The sequence below is a fragment of the Hanstruepera marina genome, from assembly GCF_019880635.1.
In the GTDB taxonomy this organism is placed as follows: domain Bacteria; phylum Bacteroidota; class Bacteroidia; order Flavobacteriales; family Flavobacteriaceae; genus Hanstruepera; species Hanstruepera marina.
This window is the reverse complement of record NZ_JAINVX010000001.1, coordinates 645,755-668,701: the sequence shown is the minus strand read 5'-3', so window position 1 is coordinate 668,701 and position 22,947 is coordinate 645,755. Positions and strand designations below refer to the sequence as shown.

Annotated in this window: 15 protein-coding genes and 1 tRNA gene; 12 read left to right on the top strand and 4 right to left on the bottom strand. The window is 35.3% G+C overall.

What is annotated here, in order from left to right; translation table 11 throughout:
- Positions 1-195: 195 nt before the first annotated feature.
- The 6 genes from K7G76_RS03045 (at position 196) to K7G76_RS03020 (ending at position 12,497) form a co-directional block, all read left to right on the top strand.
- Positions 196-3,300: a SusC/RagA family TonB-linked outer membrane protein gene (locus K7G76_RS03045; protein ID WP_223032730.1), complete on the top strand. Its 3,105-nt coding sequence runs from the start codon at positions 196-198 to the stop codon at positions 3,298-3,300.
- Between the two features lie 10 nt (positions 3,301-3,310).
- Positions 3,311-4,852: a RagB/SusD family nutrient uptake outer membrane protein gene (locus K7G76_RS03040; protein ID WP_223032729.1), complete on the top strand. Its 1,542-nt coding sequence runs from the start codon at positions 3,311-3,313 to the stop codon at positions 4,850-4,852.
- An 18-nt stretch (positions 4,853-4,870) separates the two neighbouring features.
- Positions 4,871-5,938 (top strand): SusE domain-containing protein, encoded by a 1,068-nt coding sequence (locus K7G76_RS03035; protein WP_223032728.1) that lies wholly within the window; start codon positions 4,871-4,873, stop codon positions 5,936-5,938.
- 6 nt (positions 5,939-5,944) lie between these two features.
- Positions 5,945-7,777 (top strand): SusE domain-containing protein, encoded by a 1,833-nt coding sequence (locus K7G76_RS03030; RefSeq protein WP_223032727.1) that lies wholly within the window; start codon positions 5,945-5,947, stop codon positions 7,775-7,777.
- Between the two features lie 56 nt (positions 7,778-7,833).
- Entirely contained in the window at positions 7,834-10,704 is a 2,871-nt protein-coding gene (locus K7G76_RS03025; protein WP_223032726.1) for an alpha-amylase family glycosyl hydrolase, read from the top strand.
- A gap of 167 nt (positions 10,705-10,871) precedes the next feature.
- Positions 10,872-12,497: a Kelch repeat-containing protein gene (locus K7G76_RS03020; RefSeq protein ID WP_456237533.1), complete on the top strand. Its 1,626-nt coding sequence runs from the start codon at positions 10,872-10,874 to the stop codon at positions 12,495-12,497.
- A 38-nt stretch (positions 12,498-12,535) separates the two neighbouring features.
- Here K7G76_RS03020 and K7G76_RS03015 read toward each other — a convergent pair.
- Positions 12,536-12,617 (bottom strand) — tRNA-Leu (locus K7G76_RS03015).
- A 104-nt stretch (positions 12,618-12,721) separates the two neighbouring features.
- Between K7G76_RS03015 and K7G76_RS03010 the strand changes: the two genes are divergently transcribed.
- The 6 genes from K7G76_RS03010 to K7G76_RS02985 all read left to right on the top strand — a co-directional run bounded on the left by K7G76_RS03010 (position 12,722) and on the right by K7G76_RS02985 (position 20,232).
- Entirely contained in the window at positions 12,722-14,110 is a 1,389-nt protein-coding gene (locus K7G76_RS03010) for a dipeptidase (RefSeq protein ID WP_223032724.1), read from the top strand.
- A 47-nt stretch (positions 14,111-14,157) separates the two neighbouring features.
- Positions 14,158-15,408: a DoxX family protein gene (locus K7G76_RS03005; protein ID WP_223032723.1), complete on the top strand. Its 1,251-nt coding sequence runs from the start codon at positions 14,158-14,160 to the stop codon at positions 15,406-15,408.
- 74 nt (positions 15,409-15,482) lie between these two features.
- The gene (locus K7G76_RS03000) at positions 15,483-15,848 is read left to right on the top strand and encodes a BlaI/MecI/CopY family transcriptional regulator (protein ID WP_223032722.1); all 366 of its coding nucleotides are present in this window, start codon (positions 15,483-15,485) and stop codon (positions 15,846-15,848) included.
- A 2-nt stretch (positions 15,849-15,850) separates the two neighbouring features.
- Positions 15,851-18,532, top strand: coding sequence for a M56 family metallopeptidase (locus K7G76_RS02995; RefSeq protein WP_223032721.1), 2,682 nt, complete (start codon positions 15,851-15,853; stop codon positions 18,530-18,532).
- 132 nt (positions 18,533-18,664) lie between these two features.
- Positions 18,665-19,765: a DUF4407 domain-containing protein gene (locus K7G76_RS02990; RefSeq protein WP_223032720.1), complete on the top strand. Its 1,101-nt coding sequence runs from the start codon at positions 18,665-18,667 to the stop codon at positions 19,763-19,765.
- 44 nt (positions 19,766-19,809) lie between these two features.
- A complete protein-coding gene (locus tag K7G76_RS02985; RefSeq protein WP_223032719.1) occupies positions 19,810-20,232 on the top strand; it encodes a YybH family protein in 423 nt (140 codons plus the stop codon).
- 1 nt (position 20,233) lies between these two features.
- Here the strand turns inward: K7G76_RS02985 and K7G76_RS02980 are convergent, their stop codons facing one another.
- From K7G76_RS02980 to K7G76_RS02970, 3 genes are all read right to left on the bottom strand, one after another.
- A complete protein-coding gene (locus K7G76_RS02980) occupies positions 20,234-20,512 on the bottom strand; it encodes a hypothetical protein (protein WP_223032718.1) in 279 nt (92 codons plus the stop codon).
- A gap of 175 nt (positions 20,513-20,687) precedes the next feature.
- Complete coding sequence (locus tag K7G76_RS02975; protein ID WP_223032717.1) at positions 20,688-21,935, bottom strand: NAD(P)/FAD-dependent oxidoreductase; 1,248 nt, start codon at positions 21,933-21,935, stop codon at positions 20,688-20,690.
- A 1-nt stretch (position 21,936) separates the two neighbouring features.
- On the bottom strand, positions 21,937-22,947 hold the full coding sequence (locus K7G76_RS02970; protein WP_223032716.1) for a 4-hydroxyproline epimerase: 1,011 nt from the start codon (positions 22,945-22,947) through the stop codon (positions 21,937-21,939).

Below are 22,947 nucleotides of genomic sequence, written 5' to 3'. Positions count from 1 at the left end.
TATTGCCAAAAAAATTCATATTTCAAGGTTTTTCTTACTAAAAACACAAAATCGTTAAAAAGTTGTTAACACGAAAACGTTTTCGTTGCGAATACGGCAATTTCAAAGCCTTTGTTTACCTAAATTTTACATAGATTTAACATCGAGAAGTGGAAATATGACCAATAAATTTAAAGACTAATTCAAAAGTATTTTATGAAAACAACTTTTAATAGCGTATTGTTTATGCTACTAATTTTACCAACATTTATGTTTGGGCAAAATACAGTATCAGGAACAGTAACTGAACAATCTTCTTCCTTGCCACTTCCTGGAGTAAATGTTTTAATTAAAGGCACAACTACAGGTACAGCTACAGATTTTGATGGTAATTATCAAATTGAAGCAAGCAATGGAGATATATTAGTATTCTCCTATATAGGATATGTTACTAAAGAAATAACTTATAATGGAGAGACCAACTTAAATGTATCACTTGATGAAGACGCCGCCCAATTGGATGAGGTTGTCGTTATTGGTTACGGTACTGTAAAAAAAGAAGATGCTACAGGTTCTGTCTCCTTAGTTACCGATGATGATTTTAACAAAGGAAATATTGTATCTACTGACCAATTAATCAATGGTAAGGTTGCTGGTGTTAGAATTACTAATGCTGGTGGACAACCAGACTCTGCCCCTAATATTAGAATTAGAGGTGGATCTTCCTTAAGTGGGAATAACGACCCTTTAATTGTAATTGATGGTGTGCCATTATCAAATATTAATCCAGCTGGTGTTAGCAACCCTTTATCTCTAGTAAATCCTAATGATGTCGAGAGCTTTTCTATTTTAAAAGACGCTTCAGCTACGGCAATTTATGGTTCTCGAGCTTCCAATGGTGTGATAATAATTACCACCAAAAAAGGTACTTCTGGTGAACCTCAATTTAATTTCTCAACAGACATTTCGGTTAATGGAGCTGGCGAAGGACTGGACATGATGGATAGCGATACTTATGTTAGGTTTATCCAAGAATATCATCCAGATTTAATAGATAAATTAGGGGTTCCTGTTGGTTCAGTACAAACTAATGAGCCTATATCTCAAATAATCGATACACCAAATGGTCCACGAGCTATTTATGATACCGATTGGAGAGACAATGTTTTAAGAACTGCTTTTACTTCTAATACTAATTTTAACGCTAGAGCAAACCTATTTGGAAAATTACCTTTTAGAGGTTCAATTGGATATACTAATGCTGAAGGTATTGTTAAAACCGATGATTATGAGCGTGTGACTGCTGCTATTAATTTATCTCCAAAATTTTTGGATGACGATTTAAAAGTAACATTAAATGCAAAAGCTACTTATGCTGATAAAAATTCAGTAGACGCAGGAGGTGCTTTAGGTGGGTCTTTGACATTTGACCCTACAAAACCCGTTTATAATAATGCGCCTGACAATCGCTTTGGCGGTTATTATTTTAATACAAATGTTGATGGAAATCGTTTAATACTTGATGGGCAATGGAACCCATTGGCATTGTTAGAACAACGTGAACGACCAGAACGTACTACACGTTTTCTTGGTAACCTAGAATTGGATTATTCTTTTGACTTCCTTCCTGGGTTGCGAGCAGTTGTTAATTTAGGTTTAGATGCTTCAAAATCAACCATCAAAGAACGTTACTATGATAATGCGGCAGCAACCTATAGATTTGACAGTGCAAATTCTGATATCAACACTAATTTTGTATTTAACCCAGGTATTCACTATCAAGAGCATCAGCATATTACGAATACAACTATGGATGCTTTCTTGCAGTACGCAAAGTCTTATGACGATAAATTTGTAAGCAAGTTTGATGTACAGGTAGGCTATTCTTATCAGAATTTTAAAAATGATGGGAATAAAGACCTTTACGATTATGACAACGACACAGGTATACGATTCGAAACACTTAACGAAAGTAACCCGAACAACAGATATTACAATGTATTAAACTTGCAATCGTTTTTCGGGAGAGCAAATGTTGATCTTTTAGATAAATATCTTTTCACCTTTTCTTTAAGAGCAGATGCCTCTTCTCTATTTGTTGCGGACGACGTTTGGGATCCAAATGCTTGGGGCTTTTTCCCTGCAGCAGCGGTTGCCTGGAAAGTGACTAGTGAAGAATTTATGCAAAATGTGAATTTCATAAATGATTTAAAAGTTAGAGTTGGCTGGGGTAAAACGGGTCAGAATGACATCTCTCAAATTGTAGGCTATTATCCTACTACACCTTTATTTACTGCTGGTGGAAACAATAGCCAGTACTTACCTGGTGCAGGATTATATTCAGCACTTCCTTACAACCCAGATTTAACGTGGGAAAAAACCACTACCTACAATTTAGGTATTGATTTTAGTTTCTTTAACCATAATTTTGTTTCTGGTTCTTTTGATTTATACAAAAAAGAAACTAAAGATTTACTAGCTCGTGTAAATGTTCCGCCTGGTCAAGGATTTTCAGATACATTCATTGAAAATATTGGAGAAATAGAAGGTAAAGGATTTGAATTAAATTTAAATATAAATCCTGTTGAAACTGATGATTTATCAGTAAATTTATATGGTAATGTAGGCTATGTTTATAATGAAATTACTGACATTGGTGGCCAAGCAGATATAAACAGAAATGGAAGCTTAAGAGGTACAGGTACTTTCTTATTAAATGATGTTGTTGGGCAACAAGCCCAAAGTGCATATGTCTTTAAGCAGGTTTATGATAGTAATGGCAATGTAATTCCTGGAGCTTTTGCAGATCTCAATGGAGATAATGTAATCAACAATAATGATAGGTATCATGTTCAAATTGCGCCAAATTGGACTTACGGTTTTGGACTGAACTTCACTTACAAAAAATGGGATTTCTCTTCAGGATTCATTGGTCAAATAGGTGGTAACATATATAACTTTAACAAAATGAATTATGGTTTTACCGAAGCCGTTGTACCTGCCAATAACAATAGTATTACCAATGCACTTAATTTTTATAACGGTGCCGCTGATCCAGCATTTGAAAATGTTAACGGAAACATTCAATTTTCTGATTACTTTTTAGAGGATGCTACATTCTTAAGATGTAATAATATTGTTTTGGGTTACACCTTTGATAACATGATTAAAAATGGAAATGTAAGAATGTATGGAGCCGTATCCAATCCTTTTGTAATTACAGATTACTCTGGAATGGACCCACAAAACTTTGGTGGTATTGATCGTGATTTCTATCCAAGACCAACGACGTTTACACTGGGTGTTAATTTTGATTTTTAAAAAATAAACTATGAGAAAAATAATATTTATAACAGGAATTTTAGTGCTGACTCTTATGTCGTGTACTGCTGATTTAGATACCGAACCTAAAGTTGAGTTATCCCTTGAAGAAATATTAGCAGAAGACCCTAATGCCATTGAAGGTATTGTGTCTAGGCTATATGCTTCTTTTGCACTTTCAGGGCCTAATGGACCGGGAAGTTCTGACATTAGTGATGATCCAGGAGAATCTCCTTTTTTAAGGGGTATTATAAACCTTCAGGATTTTACTGCAGACGGTATGAAAAACAGATGGGGTGATGATGGTCTAGATCAATTAACAACAGCTTCTAATTGGGATGCTAACAATAAGTTTTTTAGATATTTATACAATAGAGCCTATTATACCATTCCACAATGTAATAATCTAATAAGCATACTAAACACTTCTAGTGATATTCCAGATGCCGGCGAGGCATTATCTGAAGCACGTTTTTTACGCTCACTAGCCTATTTTTATTTAATTGATGTTTTTGGAAAAGGTGTATTAGTGACTGAAGATAACCTTAATCAAACCGAACCGCTTCCTGAAGCATCAAGAAGAGACCTTTTTGATTTTGTTGAATCAGAATTATTAGAAATTCAACCTAACATGTCTCCAAACAATGGCTATGGGCGTGCCAATAAGTATGTTGCAGCTATGTTATTGGCTAAATTATATATGAATGCGGAAGTTTATATTGGTGAAAACAGATATAGTGAAGCTCTATCCTTTATTAGTATCGTGTTAGATGAAGGGGGTTATCAATTAGCCGATAACTTTTTAGAGAATTTTTCAGCTGACAACGATATTTCCCCTGAAATAATCTTTCCGTTAATAGCTGATGCTGTTAACAGTCAGAGTTTTGGGAATACTACTTATATTGTAAATGGTAGTTTAAGTTCAGACACCATGACACTTTCAGATTATGGTGCTGCTGAAGGATGGCAAGGCCATCGTGCTACAGAAGCGTGGTATGGTCTATTTGGAGATTTAGGTACCTCAACCGATGCTCGTGCTGCTCTGTTTTGGACATCAGGTCATAATTATGTTATGACCGATTATAAAGAATGGACCGATGGATATCCTTCTATTAAATTTAGAAACACAGATTACAATAGCAGTTCAAACACAACAACAGCTTTTTCAAGTACAGATTTTCCTTTGTACAGATTGGCTGATGTTTATTTAATGTATGCTGAATGTGCGCTTCGAGGTGCTGCCGGCGGAGACATGTCTAGAGCTCTTAATTTAGTTAATGATGTAAGAGAACGATCATCGGCAGCAACAATCACTATGAGCGAACTGACTCTAGATTTTATTATTGACGAAAGAGCTCGTGAATTAAATCTTGAAGGGCACAGAAGAACGGATTTAATCCGTTTTGGAATGTTTACTGGCAGTAGCTACTTATGGCCATGGAAAGGCAATGTACTGAATGGAGCTTCAATTCCTGCACATTATAATGTTTTTCCTATTCCAGAACAGGCATTAAGTGCTAATCCTAATCTTGAGCAAAATATAGGGTACTAATTTTTAAAAATGAAGACAATGAAATATATACATAAATTAACATACCTCTTTGTAATAGCTATAGTTCTATGTTCATGTTCAGATGATGATGAAAAGTTAACGTTAACAACCCAAGGAGGAAGTGTAATAAACACACCAAATAATGGGCAAACATTTGTTTTAAATCCTTTAGAGGAACAAACCAATATTGCCATAACCATCAGCTGGGACCATTCTGACTATGGAACACCAACTGGTATTAACTATACTATTGAAATGGCTACTAGTGGCACAAATTTTAGTGATGCCGTTACTCTAGCAACTATCAGTGACACATATTTTACAATGTCAATCGCAGATTTTAATTCAACATTAGGTTCTCTTGGCCTAATCCCATTTACAGAAAGCAGTGTAGATATAAGAATTATGTCATCTGTTGGAGATCCAAGTCAATTACCTCAATATTCTGAAACGGTTACGATATTAGTAACACCTTTCACTACAGACCTGCCCAAAATTGCTGTTCCCGGAAATCATCAAGGTTGGGATCCTCCTACAGCACCATTATTAGCATCATCTGCTTTTGGTGAAACAGATTACGAAGGCTATGTTTGGTTAGATGGTGATTATAAGTTTTTAGCACCCAATCAATCAGGTATGTTTGAATGGGGTAGTACAGATTGGGGAGATGACGGCAGTTTTAGTGGCGTTTTAGTAGAAGAAGATGAAGTTAACTGTACGGCTGTTTCTAATTATTATTTTGTAAAAGCTAATACAGAGGAACTAACCTATTCTGCCGAGGCACATAGCTGGGGTGTTATAGGAAACGCAACACCAACCGGATGGGATAGTGACACTGATATGGTTTATGACCCTGACACTAAAACGTTAAGAGTCACTCTAGATTTAGTAGCCCAACAGGCTCCAGACAACGGATTGAAATTTAGAGTTAACGATGATTGGACTATTAATTTAGGTGATACAGATGCCGATGGTACTATGGAATATAGTGGCGATAACATTGGTGTTCCTGAATCTGGTAATTACACAATTGTATTAGACTTATCTAATCCAAGAGAATACACATACTCTCTGATTTTAAACTAATTTAAAATGAAAAAAATATTAAAAATACTCTCACTAATAACACTACTTTTTGTAGCTGTTAATTGTAATGACGAAAATGATTTTGGTTTTGTTGAACCAGAAGATACTTTTACAATTGTATCACCAAGTAGTGGCGCTTCTTTAATTCTTGATAGCGAGAACGAACAAAATATTGCACTTACGATGGTTTGGGAAGATAATGTCACTAATTCGAGTAGCTATACTGTAGACATGTCTACAACAGAAGAGTTTACAGAATCTATTACAATTGGTTCTTCTTCAACTAATACTTTTTCCTTGTCGGTTGAAAGTTTAAACACCTTATTATTGGATTATAACATTCCAGCTTTTGAAGAGTCAACTTTGTACTTTAGGGTAGGTTCAGACAATCAATATACCGATGTAATTTCTTTGGTAATTAGTTCATACCCACAATCAAATCCTGTTATTACAAGTCCAGATAGCACATTTGATGTTGTTTTATCTGATATCACTGAAGATGAAACAGCATTAACCGTTACATGGGATGATCCTGATTTTTCTGATAATACACCCGTAATCATAAATTATAATTTAGAAGTAGCTGTGGCTGGGACTGATTTCGCTGTGGTCGAAAATATTGGAACGTCTTCTGAAAGAATGGATGACACCACTCATGGCGAACTAAATGATGCTGCATTGAATCTTGGTCTTGCTGTAGATGCTGCAGGCTCCTTGGATGTGAGAGTTCGTTCAGTTATTGAAACAGCTAGTGGTGATTTAGAACGCATATCAGATTTTATTACTATAACTGTTACACCATATGAAACTGCGCTTTTACCAGTGATATATGGTGTTGGAGCAGGATTACCTGACGCTGGTTGGGGTTGGGATTCTCCAGTGGAGCTTTTACTTCAAGGATCTGTGTATTCAGGTAATGTTAATTTACAAAATAATGGTGGTGCAGATAACAATTTTAGATTTTTTGCACAAATGGATTGGGGGCCAACTAGCTTTAATTACCCATGGTATGAATCTAGAGGTTTTGCCATTGATGAAAATTTAGTTAATGCGAATGATGGCGATAGTAATTTTGCTTTTGTAGGAACAACAGGACAATATTTCCTTGAAATTGACATGGAGAACAAAACTATTACTTTAGGCCCGCCAATTGTAGGCCCTAATTGCGAGTACGACCAACTTTGGTTAGTAGGTGCTGGTATACCTGATGCAGGTTGGGGTTGGGACACACCAGTTCAACTACCTTGCACAGGAAATGGAGTCTATTCTGGAAACGTAAACCTTCAAAATAACGGTGGAGCTGATAACAATTTTAGATTCTTTGCCCAACAAGATTGGGGTCCAACAAGTTTTAATTATCCTTTTTATGCCGATAACGGATATACCATAGACGCTAACTTTACTAACGCTATGGATGGTGATAGTAACTTTGCTTTCATTGGTACTACTGGTGAGTACTTCTTAACAGTAGACACTATAAATCTAACCATAACTTTAGGTCCACCACAAACTGCTTGCGAGTATGATCAACTCTGGTTAGTTGGAGCTGGGATAACAGATGCAGGTTGGAGTTGGGACTCTCCTGTAGAGCTTCCTTGTACTGGTGCTGGAATTTATACAACTCAAGTTAATCTTTCCAACGGAGCCTTTAGATTTTTTGCTCAACAAGATTGGGGGCCAACAAGTTTTAATTATCCTTACTATGAAAGTGAAGGCTATACCATCGACAGTAACCTTATAAACGCAAATGATGGTGACAGTAATTTTGAGTTTACAGGTACTCCAGGTACATATACGTTAACTTTAGATACAGTTAGTAAAACTATATCCATTCAATAACAAAGTTTACATGGGCTATGAAAATTTATCATAGCCCATTTTTTTAATAAATTGCTATGCAACATAAATTACTATTCTTATTCTTTTTTTCATCCTTGATGCTTTTTTCTCAAGCGGATCAAGACGATGTGATTTTTTCTATTGACCCAAGTGCTTTTGATGAAGATGAACAAATAACTATAACCGTATCTGGTTTAGATGCAAGTGTCTGGGGAAGCACAAATGGAGTTGACCTCTATCTTTGGGCTTGGTATAAAGATTCAAATGGTGTAGAAAGTGATTCTCCAACGAATGGCGAATGGTCTGATTCCAATGAATTTCAAATGCTGACGAATAACGGTGATGGAACCTATACTTATACACTAACACCTACCACATTCTACAATGATACTGGAATAACCGAAATAGGCATGTTGGTTAAAACTGATAATGGTGAACTACAGTCTCAAGACGAAACCTATTTTGTAGGAAGAGTTAATGTGTTTTTTAATACACCTACCTCTAACACCATAGTTATAGAGTCTGGTGGCAGTGTGTCAATTAGTGCCTTTATGAGATCGGGTGGCAATCTAGAAGCTGGAAATTACGAAGTATTTTTAAATGACGTATCGGTAGCTACCGGGCAAGGGTTTCCAACTTTTGGAACAACTCTAAACAATGTTACCGAATCAGGTACTGTAAGGGTAGTTGGGACTCCTTTTGGATTTTCAGATTCAGGTGAAGCCAGTTTTGAAATTGTAATTGCCAACCTAATTACTCAAGAATTGCCAGCAAATCTTGTTGATGGAATTAACTATAATGAATCGGATCCAACAAAAGCAACTTTGGTGATTGATGCTCCAAATAAAGATTTCGTTTATGTTTCTGGTAGTTTCAACAATTGGAATCCATATGCTTCATATTTAATGAAGAAAAATACAACAGGCTCCAAATTTTGGCTAGAAATTACAGGTTTAAACCCTGGAGAAATTTATACGTATCAATATTGGATTTATGATGCAGACCCTGTTACTAATTCACCTAATGAGGTTAAAACGGCAGACCCCTATTCAACGTTAGTATTATCACCATATGATGACCCTTGGATTCCCGATTCAACCTATCCTAATCTACCAACGTATCCAGCTGGTCAAGAACGTGAAGTTACGGTTCTTCAAACCGGTCAGACAGATTATGATTGGCAAGTAACCAACTTCAATAAACCTAAAAAGGAGGATCTAGTTATATATGAAGTATTAATCAGGGATTTTGATAGTGATAGAAACTATCAAGATTTAATTGACAAAATAGATTATTTTAAAAACTTAAATATCAATGCTATTGAGTTAATGCCTATCATGGAATTTGAAGGTAATGAAAGCTGGGGATACAACACCTCTTTTCACATGGCTTTAGATAAGTTTTATGGTACCGAAAACAAGCTTAAAGAATTTATTGATACATGTCACCAAAATGGCATTGCAGTTATTCTTGATGTAGCTTTAAATCATGCCTTTGGTAGAAATCCAATGGTTCGTATGTGGATGGATGACCCAGATGCTGATGGTTGGGGAGACCCCAGCAGTGAGAACCCATACTTCAATCAAGTAGCTAGACATAGTTATAATGTTGGGTCTGATTTTAATCATCAATCAACATATACCCAAAATTATGTTGAACGTGTTATTCAGCATTGGATTGAAGACTATAAAATAGATGGTTTCCGTTGGGATTTAACAAAAGGCTTTACTCAAAATTGTTCTGGAAACGACGAAGGTTGCACAAACTCTTATCAGCAAGACCGCGTAGATATTTTAAAGCAATATGCAGATTTTTCTTGGAGTTTAGACCCTGACCATTATGTTATTTTCGAACATTTAGGTCAAGACAATGAAGAGCAACAATGGGCCAACTACAGAATTGACGAAGGTAAAGGTATTATGATGTGGGGCATTATGACTTCTGAATACAACCAATTAACAATGGGTTATGCCTCCAATTCCAACATTAATAGAATGGGGTATGACTCAAGAGGATTTACAGCTCCCAGATTAGTTGGCTATGCAGAAAGTCATGATGAAGAACGCTTGATGTACAAAAATCTTCAATACGGAAACAGTTCTGGCGGTTACGATGTAACAGAACTGAACACCGCTTTAGAAAGAATGTCAGCATTAGGAGCAGTAACACTAACAGTTCCTGGACCTAAAATGATTTGGCATTTTGGAGAACTAGGTATGGAAAATTCAATATTTACCTGTAGTGATGGCTCTGTAAATGAGCCAGGTGGAACAGATGGTGATTGTAAATTAGATACCAAACCACAACCGCAATGGATAAACAATTGGCAAGACGATTCTTCAAGGGGTCAAATTTATAGTGACTGGGCTAGATTAAATGAACTAAAAATTAATGAAGCTGTTTTTGAAGGCGATTATTCTATTGATTCTGGAAGCTTAACTCCAAGAATTTACATTTGGGATGATGCGCTTCCTAGTACAGGATTAAAAAATGTGGTTATATTGGCTAATTTTGACGTGGTTACACAAAATATAGTTCCAAATTTTCCATATACAGGAGATTGGTATGATTTAATGGATGAAACTGGTGGTTCAGTAATTAATGTAACTAATACCGCTGCTACAATTAGCATTCCTGCTGGAGGCTTCAAGATTTTTGGAAATGCAAGTACTTTAAGCAATGTTGATTTTATTGTCAATGAAGGATTGAAAATTTATCCAAACCCAACAAATAAGTCGTTTCGTATAAACCAAAGTATTTCCAATTTACAGATTTATAATATTACCGGAAAACTTGTAAAACAATACACCGGTGATTATTCAAAGAACAAGGATTTTAATATTGAATCACTAAATAGTGGGATCTATATTATTAAAGCTAGAAATAACTCAGGAGGACATTTAACCACTAAACTTGTGAAAATCTGAGTCTATGTATTGATTAATAGCAATTTTTCAGTAGAAAAAAGGTTCAACCCAAAAGGGTTGACCTTTTTTTTATGCTTCTAAAAACAAACTGCCTAAAAGGAAATCGATAAAAAATATAGTTTTAACGAAATAACTGCTTTCAAAAATACCTTCTAACTCAAAAATTAATACCTTGTAAAGTACAAACTAAAAAGCTAGGCATTAAAAACTTCTTACATACATATTATATATTAATAGCATTCATTTATATATTATTTATTAATGTATGTCATGCTCAAACATGGACAGACAAAAATGAAAACGAATCTTATATAGCACGTCATGAATGTGGTTTTGCACAAGTAGGCGACAAGTTTGTTTTATTTGGTGGTCGCGAATCTCCTCGTGTAGTAAATATTTATGATTATTCTGCTGACTCTTGGACTACAGGTGCTCTGGCTCCAGTAGATTTAAACCATTTTCAAGCTGTAGAATACGAGGGATTGATATGGGTTATTGGTGCTTTTAAAACAAATTCGCCTTCCCCAGAAGAGAATGTAGACCATGTTTACATGTATAATCCTGCTCTAGATCAATGGATTCAAGGTATGGAAATCCCAAGTTCGAGAAAACGGGGTTCATCAGGTTTAACATTGTATAATAATAAATTTTATTTAGTTGGAGGCAATACTATGGGGCATGATGGTGGATATGTTTCCTATTTTGATGAGTTTGACCCTCAAACCGGAATTTGGTCAATACTAACTGATGCACCAAGGCCTCGAGACCACTTTCAAGCTGTGGTGGTCAACAACAAATTATACGCAATTGGTGGCAGACTTACCGGTGGCCCTGGAGGATTATTCGAACCACAAGTGCCCGAAATTGATATTTATGACTTTAGTACAGCATCCTGGTCCACATTAGATAGCAATAAAAACCTCCCTCATCCGCGTTCAGGATTAGCCGTTGTTGTATTTAATGGAGAGATATTTACTATTGCAGGCGAATCTACTTTTGGAAGTCCAACAAATACGAATGCTCCAAGAGATTTGGTACAAGCTTTTGACCCAACAACAGAAATCTGGTCCAATAAAGCAAGTATAAATTACAGTCGACATGGTTTTCAAGCTATTGCAACTGGTGATGGTATTCATATTACTGCTGGTTATGGAGGTGGTTCAGCTATGAAAAACATGGAATTCTATGGCACAGACAATCCAATCGGGTTGCCTAATATAGCGAGTGTTTTTCAACCAGATGAAACCACTAAATCCTTTACCTACGAAGAAAATGACGGATCTGTAACTTTAGATATTATTTTATCAAACGCATCAGGTACGACAGGTACGTATATTGACAATGTAGAGATTACTGGAGCAAATTTTTCTTTAGCAGAATCTTACGAAAATCGATTTCTTGGTGCCAATAGTGATTTAACTATTTCCGTATTACTAAACAATACTACAAATGAGGAAAGCAATGGAACTGTTACGGTAACTTATAATAACACATCCTCGCTGAGTATAATTCTTGATGGCGAATTAGACGGCACCCTTTCTATACAGAATAATGAATTATCACACAGTCATTTAATTCTTTATCCATCTCCAACAAAAAATGCATTTAATATAAACAGAGCCATTTCATCACTTGAAATTTATAACCTAAATGGGAAATTACTGAAACAATTTCAAGGTGATTTTAATTCAGATACTTCATTTGATATTTCAGAATTAAACCCGAATTTATATATAATAGTTGCAAAAGATTTAAATAATAGAACTTATAATTCTAAACTTATAAAAAAATAAAAGCTTCTTGTTTCCAAGAAGCTTTTCCTTTTTAATTGTGCGGGCGGAGAGACTCGAACTCTCACACCTCGCGGCACTAGATCCTAAGTCTAGCGTGTCTACCAATTCCACCACGCCCGCAATTAAGGACTGCAAATATAAACAATAGTTTGAATATTCAAATGTATCTAGTAGGAAAAAGTTCTTACTGTTTTGTACTTTTGAAAAAATTGAAAAAAAATACCATGAATAATATAAAAGACTATGTTTCTGCTAACAAAGACCGCTTTTTAAACGAACTTATAGAACTACTCAAAATTCCTTCTGTTAGTGCCGATTCAGCTTTTAAGCAAGATGTTCTTAAAACTGCCGATGCCGTTAAAGAAAGTCTTGAAAAAGCTGGCTGTGATACAGTAGAAATTTGCGAAACCGATGGTTACCCCATTGTTTATGGTGAGAAAATAATAGATGAGAAACTTCCAACCGTATTGGTTTACGGGCACTACGATGTGCAACCCGCAGACCCAATCGAACTTTGGGATTCGCCTCCTTATGAGCCTGTAATTAAAAAAACAGAATTACACCCTGAAGGTGCTATTTTTGCTCGTGGCGCTTGTGATGACAAAGGTCAAATGTATATGCATGTTAAGGCATTAGAATTTATGACCTCAACCAATCAGCTACCTTGCAACGTGAAGTTTATGATTGAAGGCGAAGAAGAAGTTGGTAGTGTCAATCTATCAACTTTTGTAAAAAACAATCATGAAAAATTAAAGAATGATGTCATTTTAATTTCCGATACAGGTATGATTGCTAAAGATGTGCCAAGTATAACAACCGGTTTACGTGGTTTAAGCTATGTAGAAGTTGAAGTGACAGGACCTAATCGTGATTTGCATTCTGGCTTATATGGAGGTGCCGTTGCCAATCCTATAAATATTTTGACCAAAATGGTTGCCTCGCTTCACGATGAAAACAACCACATTACTATTCCAGGGTTTTATGACAAAGTAGAAGAGCTATCAACAGAAGAACGTGCCGAAATGGCCAAGGCACCATTTTCTTTGGAAGACTATCAAAAAGCTCTTGATATTGATGCTGTATATGGTGAAAAAGGCTATACAACCAACGAACGTAACTCTATTCGCCCAACTTTAGATGTTAATGGTATTTGGGGAGGCTATATTGGCGAAGGTGCCAAAACGGTTATTGCCAGTAAAGCCTGTGCTAAAATTTCTATGCGTTTGGTACCACATCAAGATTGGGAGGAAATCACTGAACTCTTCAAAACCCATTTTGAAAGCATTGCTCCTGAAGGTGTAAAAGTTAAAGTAAAACCTCATCATGGCGGACAAGGCTATGTAACACCAATTGACAGTATTGGTTATCAAGCAGCAAGCAAAGCCTATGAAGAATCGTTTGGAAAAAAACCTATTCCACAACGTAGTGGTGGTAGTATTCCTATTGTGGCGCTTTTTGAACAGGAATTAAAAAGCAAAACTATTTTAATGGGATTTGGTTTGGATAGTGATGCCATTCATTCGCCAAACGAACACTATGGTGTTTGGAATTATTTTAAAGGCATTGAAACCATTCCATTGTTCTACAAATATTTTACCGAATTAAGCAATTAAAGATTATTGAATGCGTTATTCATATGACTGACTAACGCATTTGAAATATGATTTTATCTCGTGAGCATCGAGAAAATTGGAGTACTCTCTCTAAAATTTTCTTTCGATTTATTTTCAGCTATTTCGTTTTATACATCCTATTCACTTTTAGTGGCGGGCTTTTTCAAACTTCCTTAAAGTGGATTGGCAGTACTATTTTAGGAATTAACTACGATTATGACATTAGTGGTTATGGTAGTGGTGACCATACGTTTTCATATGTTAAATTATTTTCTGGCTTCTTACTATCTGTTTTAACAACAACAATATGGAGTATAGTAGATAGAAAACGACCATCCTACAATGCACTACTATATTGGTTTTTAGTTTTATTACGCCTTTATCTCATTTATTTTATGTTGGTTTATGGCTTTGTTAAGGTTTTCAAATCCCAATTCCCCTATCCATCTTTAAGCAGAATGTTACAACCCTTGGGAGAATTCTCACCAATGGGATTGGCTTGGACCTATATGGGATACTCAAACGGATTTAATATTTTTACTGGTACTCTAGAAGTTATAGCGGGCTTATTACTAATATCCAAACGTACGCAAACATTGGGTGCTTTAATGGTGGTAGGCGTTATGACACACGTAGCAGCCATGAACTTTATGTATGATATTCCTGTGAAGTTATTTTCAGTTCACTTGGTACTCATGGCATTGTTCATTTTTAGTACAGACAGTAAACGCTTCTGCAATGTGTTTTTATTTAACAAACCAACAGAATCAAGCCAATATTTTAGGCCTAACAAAGAACCACTATACAACAAAATAACCTTTTGGATGAAAATAGTGCTATTGATTTTGGTATTGGTTATGATCTTACCCAGAGGCTTATCCAACTCAAAAAAATGGGGAGATAAAAGAGAAAAACCTTATTTATATGGTATTTGGGAAGCAGCCTATTTCATAAAAAACAAGGATACCTTACCGCCTTTAGTAACTGATTATGATAGATGGCGCTACCTAATCATTGACTATAAGGATAGAGCCACAGTTAAAACGATGACTGATGATATTAGAGCTTATAATTTCATAATAGACTCCACAAAACAAAAAGCAAGTATCTTTAAAAGAGATTCTGACACTTTAAACAATAATTTCAATTATAAAAACCCAAATAAATACTTCTTGGAACTTGAAGGCGTTATTGACAATGACTCACTACACATCATCCTCAATAAAGTAGATCACGAAAAGTTTATGTTAAACAGTCGTGGCTTCAATTGGATAAACGAAAGACCCTTCAATAGGTAATTTTTTAACTCTACATTTGTAGAATACAATTTTTTATTCTATGTTTGTAGAACATATTCTAAACTTGTAGAGAAATGCAGTTATCAAAATCAGAAGAAGAGTTAATGAACCATTTGTGGAAACTGGAAAAAGCTTTCATGAAAGATTTATTGGATGCCTATCCCGAACCCAAACCAGCTCCTACAACGGTTGCTACGCTTTTAAAACGTATGGCAGATAAAGGCTTTGTAGCCTATAAAACTTTTGGAAAATCTAGGGAATACTATCCGTTGGTTAAAAAGAAAACCTATTTCTCAAAACATGTAAACGGACTCATCAAAGACTTTTTCAATGACAGCGCATCGCAATTTGCATCATTTTTTACCAAAGAAACCAATTTATCTAAAGCCGAACTGGAAGAGTTAAAAAAATTGATTGATAACGAAATCAAAAACAGATAGCCATGATAGTTTATATTTTAAAATTTAGTGCTTGCTTAGCTATTTTTATGCTGTTCTACAAGCTATTTTTGGAAAAGGAAAGCTTCCATAGGTTCAAACGGTTTTATCTATTAGGAACACTGCTATTGGCAGCCATTATTCCACTAATAACATTTACAACTTACGTTGAAATAGCTCCCGTTGAAATTCCAACAGATTATTCTGATTTGGCAACGCCTCCTTATGTTCCTGAACAACTATTTGAAGAACCTGTCAACTATTGGCCAACTATTTTGTGGAGCATTTACGGTATTGGCGTTTTGATTTTCGCAATTCGCTTCAGCATGAACTTAAGCAGAATCGTTAAGCGCATTAAACAAAATCCAAAATTCAAAACCCAATCATTTATACATGTATTGTTACATGATTTGGTACATCCGCATACGTTTCTAAACTATATTTTCTTTAATAAAACCAAATACGAGTCTCACGAAATTCCCCAAGAAGTATTACTACACGAAGAAACCCACGCTAGAGAAAAGCATGCTTTAGATATTTTGTTTATTGAAGTTTTACAAATTATTTTTTGGTTTAATCCGCTACTCTATTTCATCAAAAAAGACATCAAGCTTAATCATGAATTTTTAGCTGACCAAGCCGTTATAAACCATGGTTTTGAACTTAAAAATTATCAAAACACCTTATTGGCATTCTCATCAAATGCCCAAGAACCTCAATTGGCAAATGCCATAAATTATTCATCCATCAAAAAACGATTTACAGTTATGAAAACACACACATCAAAACACATTATTTGGGTTAGGAGTTTAGTACTGCTACCTTTATTAGCCATTCTAGTTTATAGTTTTAGTTCCAATAAAATTGTTGAAAAGACCATGGCTTCAAATTCTTCAGAAATAAGTCATACAGCAAGAAGTATAGATATTGAAGTATTGGATGACGGAACTTACAGAATAGATGATATGAATGCTACTAAAGCAACTTTTGTATCCGTTATAAACCAGCTGCATCAAGATGTTACTCCAGAAGTACGCAATCAAATAATTAATGTCCACGTCAATAATGGAAAACCCGTTTCAGATGAAGACGTTTGGTTTATTTATAACACCTTCATCAAATATGGCTTTCATCGAATTGTGACTTATAATCAGGAGATCATTCGTGAAAAAGGCAATACACCTTTTGCTATTGTAAAAAATAATGAACAACAAAGAAAAAATCCTACTTTGGAAATTACCGAAGAACCTTTAAAACTAATCCTTAATGGCAAACAAACCTCTCTAGAAAATTTAAAAGATGATTTTAATAAAATAACGGGAGGACAGAAATCTGATTTAAATATTAACTCTAAAGGAAAAGATATAGATTACGAGCTACTCCAAAAAATATTCGCAGAAATTAAGAACAATTTAGGAAACGCAACATTATCTGATGGAATACTTCGAGATCCAAATAAAACTGAATTAGTTAAAAATGAGAATAACACCTATTCTATTAAATCTATAGACTACAAAGAAGCAAACACAGATAATCAAACCAACCCGCTTCCAAAAATTTATGGTCGAGTTTGTGATGGTTGCGAGATGAGTCTTACCAAAGAAGATTTAGAAAACTTAACCATTGAAACCAATACTAAAGAGCCCATAGCTTCCTTTAAAATCAAATTTGTTGGAAAACCAACTGTTAATGTAACTGGCAACAAATTAAACAGCAAAGCCATTTCTTACTTAAACAATTCAAAGAACGGTGATTATATTCAGTTATTTCATTTAAAAACAGCAACAACCCTAATAAAAACACCAACTAATCCAGTCAGGTCACCTGTTATTATTAAGCTGATTGATAAATCTGAACTACCACCTCCTCCTCCGCCTCCAGTGCCCGCTGACGCTACCCCAGAACAAAAAAAAGAGTATAAAAAATGGCGTGAAGAATACTACAAAAAATATAAAGTGGAAAATGGAAAGGTAAGTGAGCGAGAGCCATCACCTCCTCCACCGCCTGCTCTAGAAAACTCTAATGCCAAGCCGGGAAAGAGAGACAAAAAATTTGTTCAAGAATATGCAAAGACACATCCTGAAAGTGTAAAAACCCGGATAACAAAATCAGGAGAAGTAGTGACAAGTGTTGGAATACCTGAAGATCAAACGGGCAAAACCACCTATAAAGGTGAAACTTATTTCTATGAAATTAAGAATGGTGAAACTACGTATTGGGATAAATATGGCAATAAAGTAGATGTCAGCAAAATTGAGCCTCCGGAACCTCCTACCGTTCCAGAAAATGTCGAAATAATAGAAGTTCCAGCACCACCGCCTCCTCCTGTTCCAGCAAATGCTACAAAAGAACAAAAAGAAAAATATCAAAAAATAAGTGAAGAATATTATAAAAAATATAAAGTAGAAAATGGAAAGGTAAGTGAACGAGACCCTTTGCCACCTGCACCCGAAACCCCTGAAATAGTTGAAGTCCCACCGGCTCCACCAAAATCGCCCCTTGATCATGTTGTTGATATGGCAAAAAAAGATGCTACTTTCTATTATGAAGGTAAACAAATAAGTTCGGACAAAGCTATTGCCATTATGAAAACTAATAAAAGCATGAACATTTCAACCAAAAATTCTGACTCAAAGAGTCCAAAAGTCTATTTATCAAAAGAGCCGATTAAAATAAAGAACAAATAATTTATCAAACACATTAAAATGTTAAAGCCTCGAAATATCGAGGCTTTTTTGTAACATTTCACCACTTTTTACGTTCTAATAGTCAATCAACCTGTGCTTTAGTAAAATTCAGGGTTAAAAACATCATCAATCATGTTAAAACAATTTTTTATCATTTGTTCAGGTTCTGACACCGATATTCTGGACAACTGTTCCATTGGTGAACAAAACAAATATGCAGGCATTGGCGCAACCGTTTTCTTTACAGCAGTTATGGCTTTTATAGCTGCCAGTTATGCACTTTACACCGTTTTCGATAATTTATTAGCAGCCATCTTTTTTGGATTTGTTTGGGGCTTGCTCATTTTTAATCTCGATCGGTTTATTGTTTCAACTATCAAAAAACGAAATAATGTCCTTGATGAGCTAATTCAGGCTTCGCCTCGAATTATTTTAGCCATTATTATTGCCGTGGTTATTTCAAAACCTTTGGAACTCAAGATTTTTGAGAAGGAAATAAATCAGGTGTTGCTTACCGAAAAAAACCAAATGACATTGGATAACAAAACCGAATTGGCAAAACAATTCGATCCTGGAGTAGCTGCTTTAGAAAATGACATTCAATCCTTACAACAACAAATTGACACCAAAGAAGCAGAAGTCAATGCCCTTTATGACACTTACATTTCTGAAGCCGAAGGTACTGCCGGAACAAAGCTTTTAGGAAAAGGACCTGTTTATAAAGAGAAACGTGAAAAGCATGATGCAGCTTTAGCTGAACTCAACCAGCTTAAAGAAGAGAATAAATCCAAAATCCAGGAAGCAGAATCACAAATCGCCCAGTTAAAAACGGATTATAATTCTCAAGTTTCCAATACACAACCTATTATTGATGGTTTTGACGGTTTAATGGCTCGTGTAAATGCCCTTGGAAAACTGCCATGGCTGCCATCATTTTTTATTTTTCTATTATTTCTAGCAATTGAAACGTCTCCTATTTTCGCCAAATTGTTATCTCCAAAAGGTGAATACGATTACAAATTGGAAGATGCCGAAACAGCTGTAAAAACTTGGGTTGAGCAAAAGGTTAATGAGCGAGATGTCTTGCTTAAAACGGACATGGCTATCAATAACAAAATCTATAATGATATTGCAGAAGAAGATGAGCTATATGCCTACAAACGTAAAAAAGCCAGAGAACTTATGCAATTGCAAGCCGATGCTTTTTTTAAACATCAAAAGAATGCTCTTTAATAATTAGTTAGTATTTTTAGGGGAACAATTCAACTCGTTTTCCTATGAAATCCCTTTACGTCATTTTATCATTATGTTTTTCAACTTTTGTCTTTTCACAATCTGCTGATGAAATAGCCATTAGAAAAGTGATGCAAGATCAGCAAGATACTTGGAACAATTATGACATTGAAGGTTTTATGGAAGGCTATTGGAAATCCGACTCCTTACAATTTTACAGTCGTGGTTATATAACCAAAGGCTGGCAACAGACTTTGGACAACTACAAGAAAAACTATACCTCAAAGGAGCAAACTGGACAATTAACTTTCAAGCTTAATTCCATATCACCTATAGAAGATGGTTCATACTATATAATGGGAGAATATCACCTAAAGCGAACTATAGGTGATGCCCAAGGGGAGTTCATCATCATCTTCAAAAAGATACATGGCAAATGGAAGATTATAGCCGATATGTCAACCTAATTTAGGCAGCGTCATTCGTTTTAAAATGATCGTACAAATCCTTACAACCAAAACCAATAATGGATAATTGTTTATGCTTTGTTACTGACTCATTATGTAATTTAGCCAACGCCATAACACCATATTTATCAATACCTTCTAAATCCTCTAAACTAATTGTTATGGACTGTAAGCGTTCGAAAACATGTTCAAATTCTCTTTGAAATAAATCAATAGATGATTTGTTAAGATTCCCCTTAATGTTAAAAAAATTGTTGTAGTGTGTGATTTTTAAACTCATAAACACATGGTTAAAATATTATTCAATAAAAATGGGCTAATAATCAGTGAGGGAATGGTATAAATATAACACACATATATATTAAATAGAATTGTAATCGACATATAACCAAAGTATTAGATTAAAGTCAATATTATAAAACCTTAATTAGCAACCAATGCCCTAAAACTCAATCTTAAATACTTCTGTCTGGTGAAAATGAAGATAATTGTAATGATGGTTTTTTATCTGAAATAATTTCTGAAACCAATTTTCCAGTTCCAGTAGCCATGCTCCAGCCCATCATGGCGTGACCTGCAGCTATCGTCAAGTTTTTGCATTTTTTTGACTTGCCAATGTAAGGCAATCCATCTGGTGTAACTGGGCGCAATCCAGAAGAAGCTTCTTTTTTTTCTTCTTCAGAAACATGAATGTCTGGATAAAAATTGGTAACGGCTTTTACAATAGCTTCAACTCTAACTGGATTGATGTTATTATTAATTCCCGCAATTTCCATAGTTCCTGCAAAACGCGTAAAACCATTCATAGGTGTCACAGCTACTTTTGCTTCGGCTAATATGGCTGGAAGCGTAATATTGGTTTTGTTAAATGTATTAATACGGTAACCTTTTCCGGCTTGCAATAACAGTTTTAAACCCAATTTCTTGCTCAAGATAGTACTCCATGACCCAGCGGCTAAAACAAATTCATCTGCTTTTAATTTTTGTTTATTGGTTATTACAGATACAATCTGGCCATTATCAACTTCTAAATCCTGAACCTTTTCATTTTGTAAAATGGTTACACCATTATTTAGCAACCAAGACTTCATTTCATCCATAAACTCATGAGGCGTGGAATGCGAGTCACATTTATAATAGGTTGCTCCCAAGACATTTATTTTTGCTTGAGGTTCCAGAGTTTTTAATTCAGATAAACTAATCTCTTGTGCATCCAGGCCTTCTAATTTGGCTAGTTCAGCAGTTTTCACTTCTTCTTCGAGCATCTTTTGGGTTTGGCATAGCATGAGCAAACCTTTTTTTTCTAAATGAAAATTGAAATGATTCTCTTGTTTTATATCGTCATAAAGTTCTTGCGATAATAAGGTCAATCCTTTTATTGCGGGAATGGCTTTTTTCACATGATTAGGGTTACATGACCTGTTGAATGCCATAACCCATTGTAAAAAGTCTTTATCTAATCTAGGCTTTATATAAAGTGGACTTGAAGGATTGAACATCCATTTCAGTCCTTTTTTCATAACGCCTGGAGCTGATAATGGAATGAAATGGCTTGGTGACAAATATCCAGCATTAACATAGGAGGCTCCGGAATCCATATTGGATTGATCGATTAGTGTAACATGATGCCCTTCTTTTTTTAGATAATATGCAGAACATAATCCTATAACGCCTCCTCCTATAACAATGACTTCTTTTCCCATATTAAATAACTTGAAATCCTAACGCATAAGGATCATCTTCAGTATCTATGGTTATCGTATTATGCCCAAAAACCTTTGCCCAACCTTTTATACTCGGAATGATGGCTTTTTTTCCATCAATTTGAGTTTCTACTTCCACTCTACCAATGAACTTGCTCCCAATAAAACTCTCATGAATGAAATCTTCCCCAATTTTCAATTTCCCCTTGGCATACAACTGCGCCATTCGTGCTGACGTACCAGTACCACAAGGACTTCTATCTATAGCTTTATCGCCATAAAAAACAGCATTCCTTCCTGATGAATCTGAATTCAAAGGCGTTCCTGTCCAAAGCATATGAGACACATCTCGTATGTTTTCGTCTTCAGGATGTACAAACTGGTTTGGGTATTTTTTATTGATTCGCTCTCTTAAAATTTGAGAATATTGTATGATTTTTGAAGCTGTAAAATCTTGAATCCCAGAAAAGTTTTTTTGCGGATCTACAATAGCATAAAAATTACCACCATAAGCCACATCAAAAGTAAGTTCACCCAATTCTGGGCAATCAACAGTTAGGTTTTCGGCGGCTAAATAACTTTTTACATTGGTCAGTTTTACCCAATCAACCTTGCCATTAGTTTCTTGGTATTCAATTTCTACCAAACCAGCAGGTGCTTCCATTTTAATTTTTCCGGGTGTTTTAGGTTTCACCAATCCTTCTTCAATAGCAACTGTAATCGTTCCAATAGTTCCATGACCACACATGGGCAAACAACCGGATGTTTCAACAAACAATATCGCAAAATCGTTTTCAGGATTATGTGGTGGAAACAGCATACTACCACTCATCATATCATGTCCGCGAGGTTCAAACATCAAGCCTTTTCTTATCCAATCGAATTCTTTAAGGAAGTGTTGGCGCTTTTCACTCATATTATTTCCAATAAGTTCGGGAATACCTTCTTTGATTACTCGTACTGGATTTCCACAAGTATGCGCATCAATACAAACAAAAGTTGATTTTGGCAT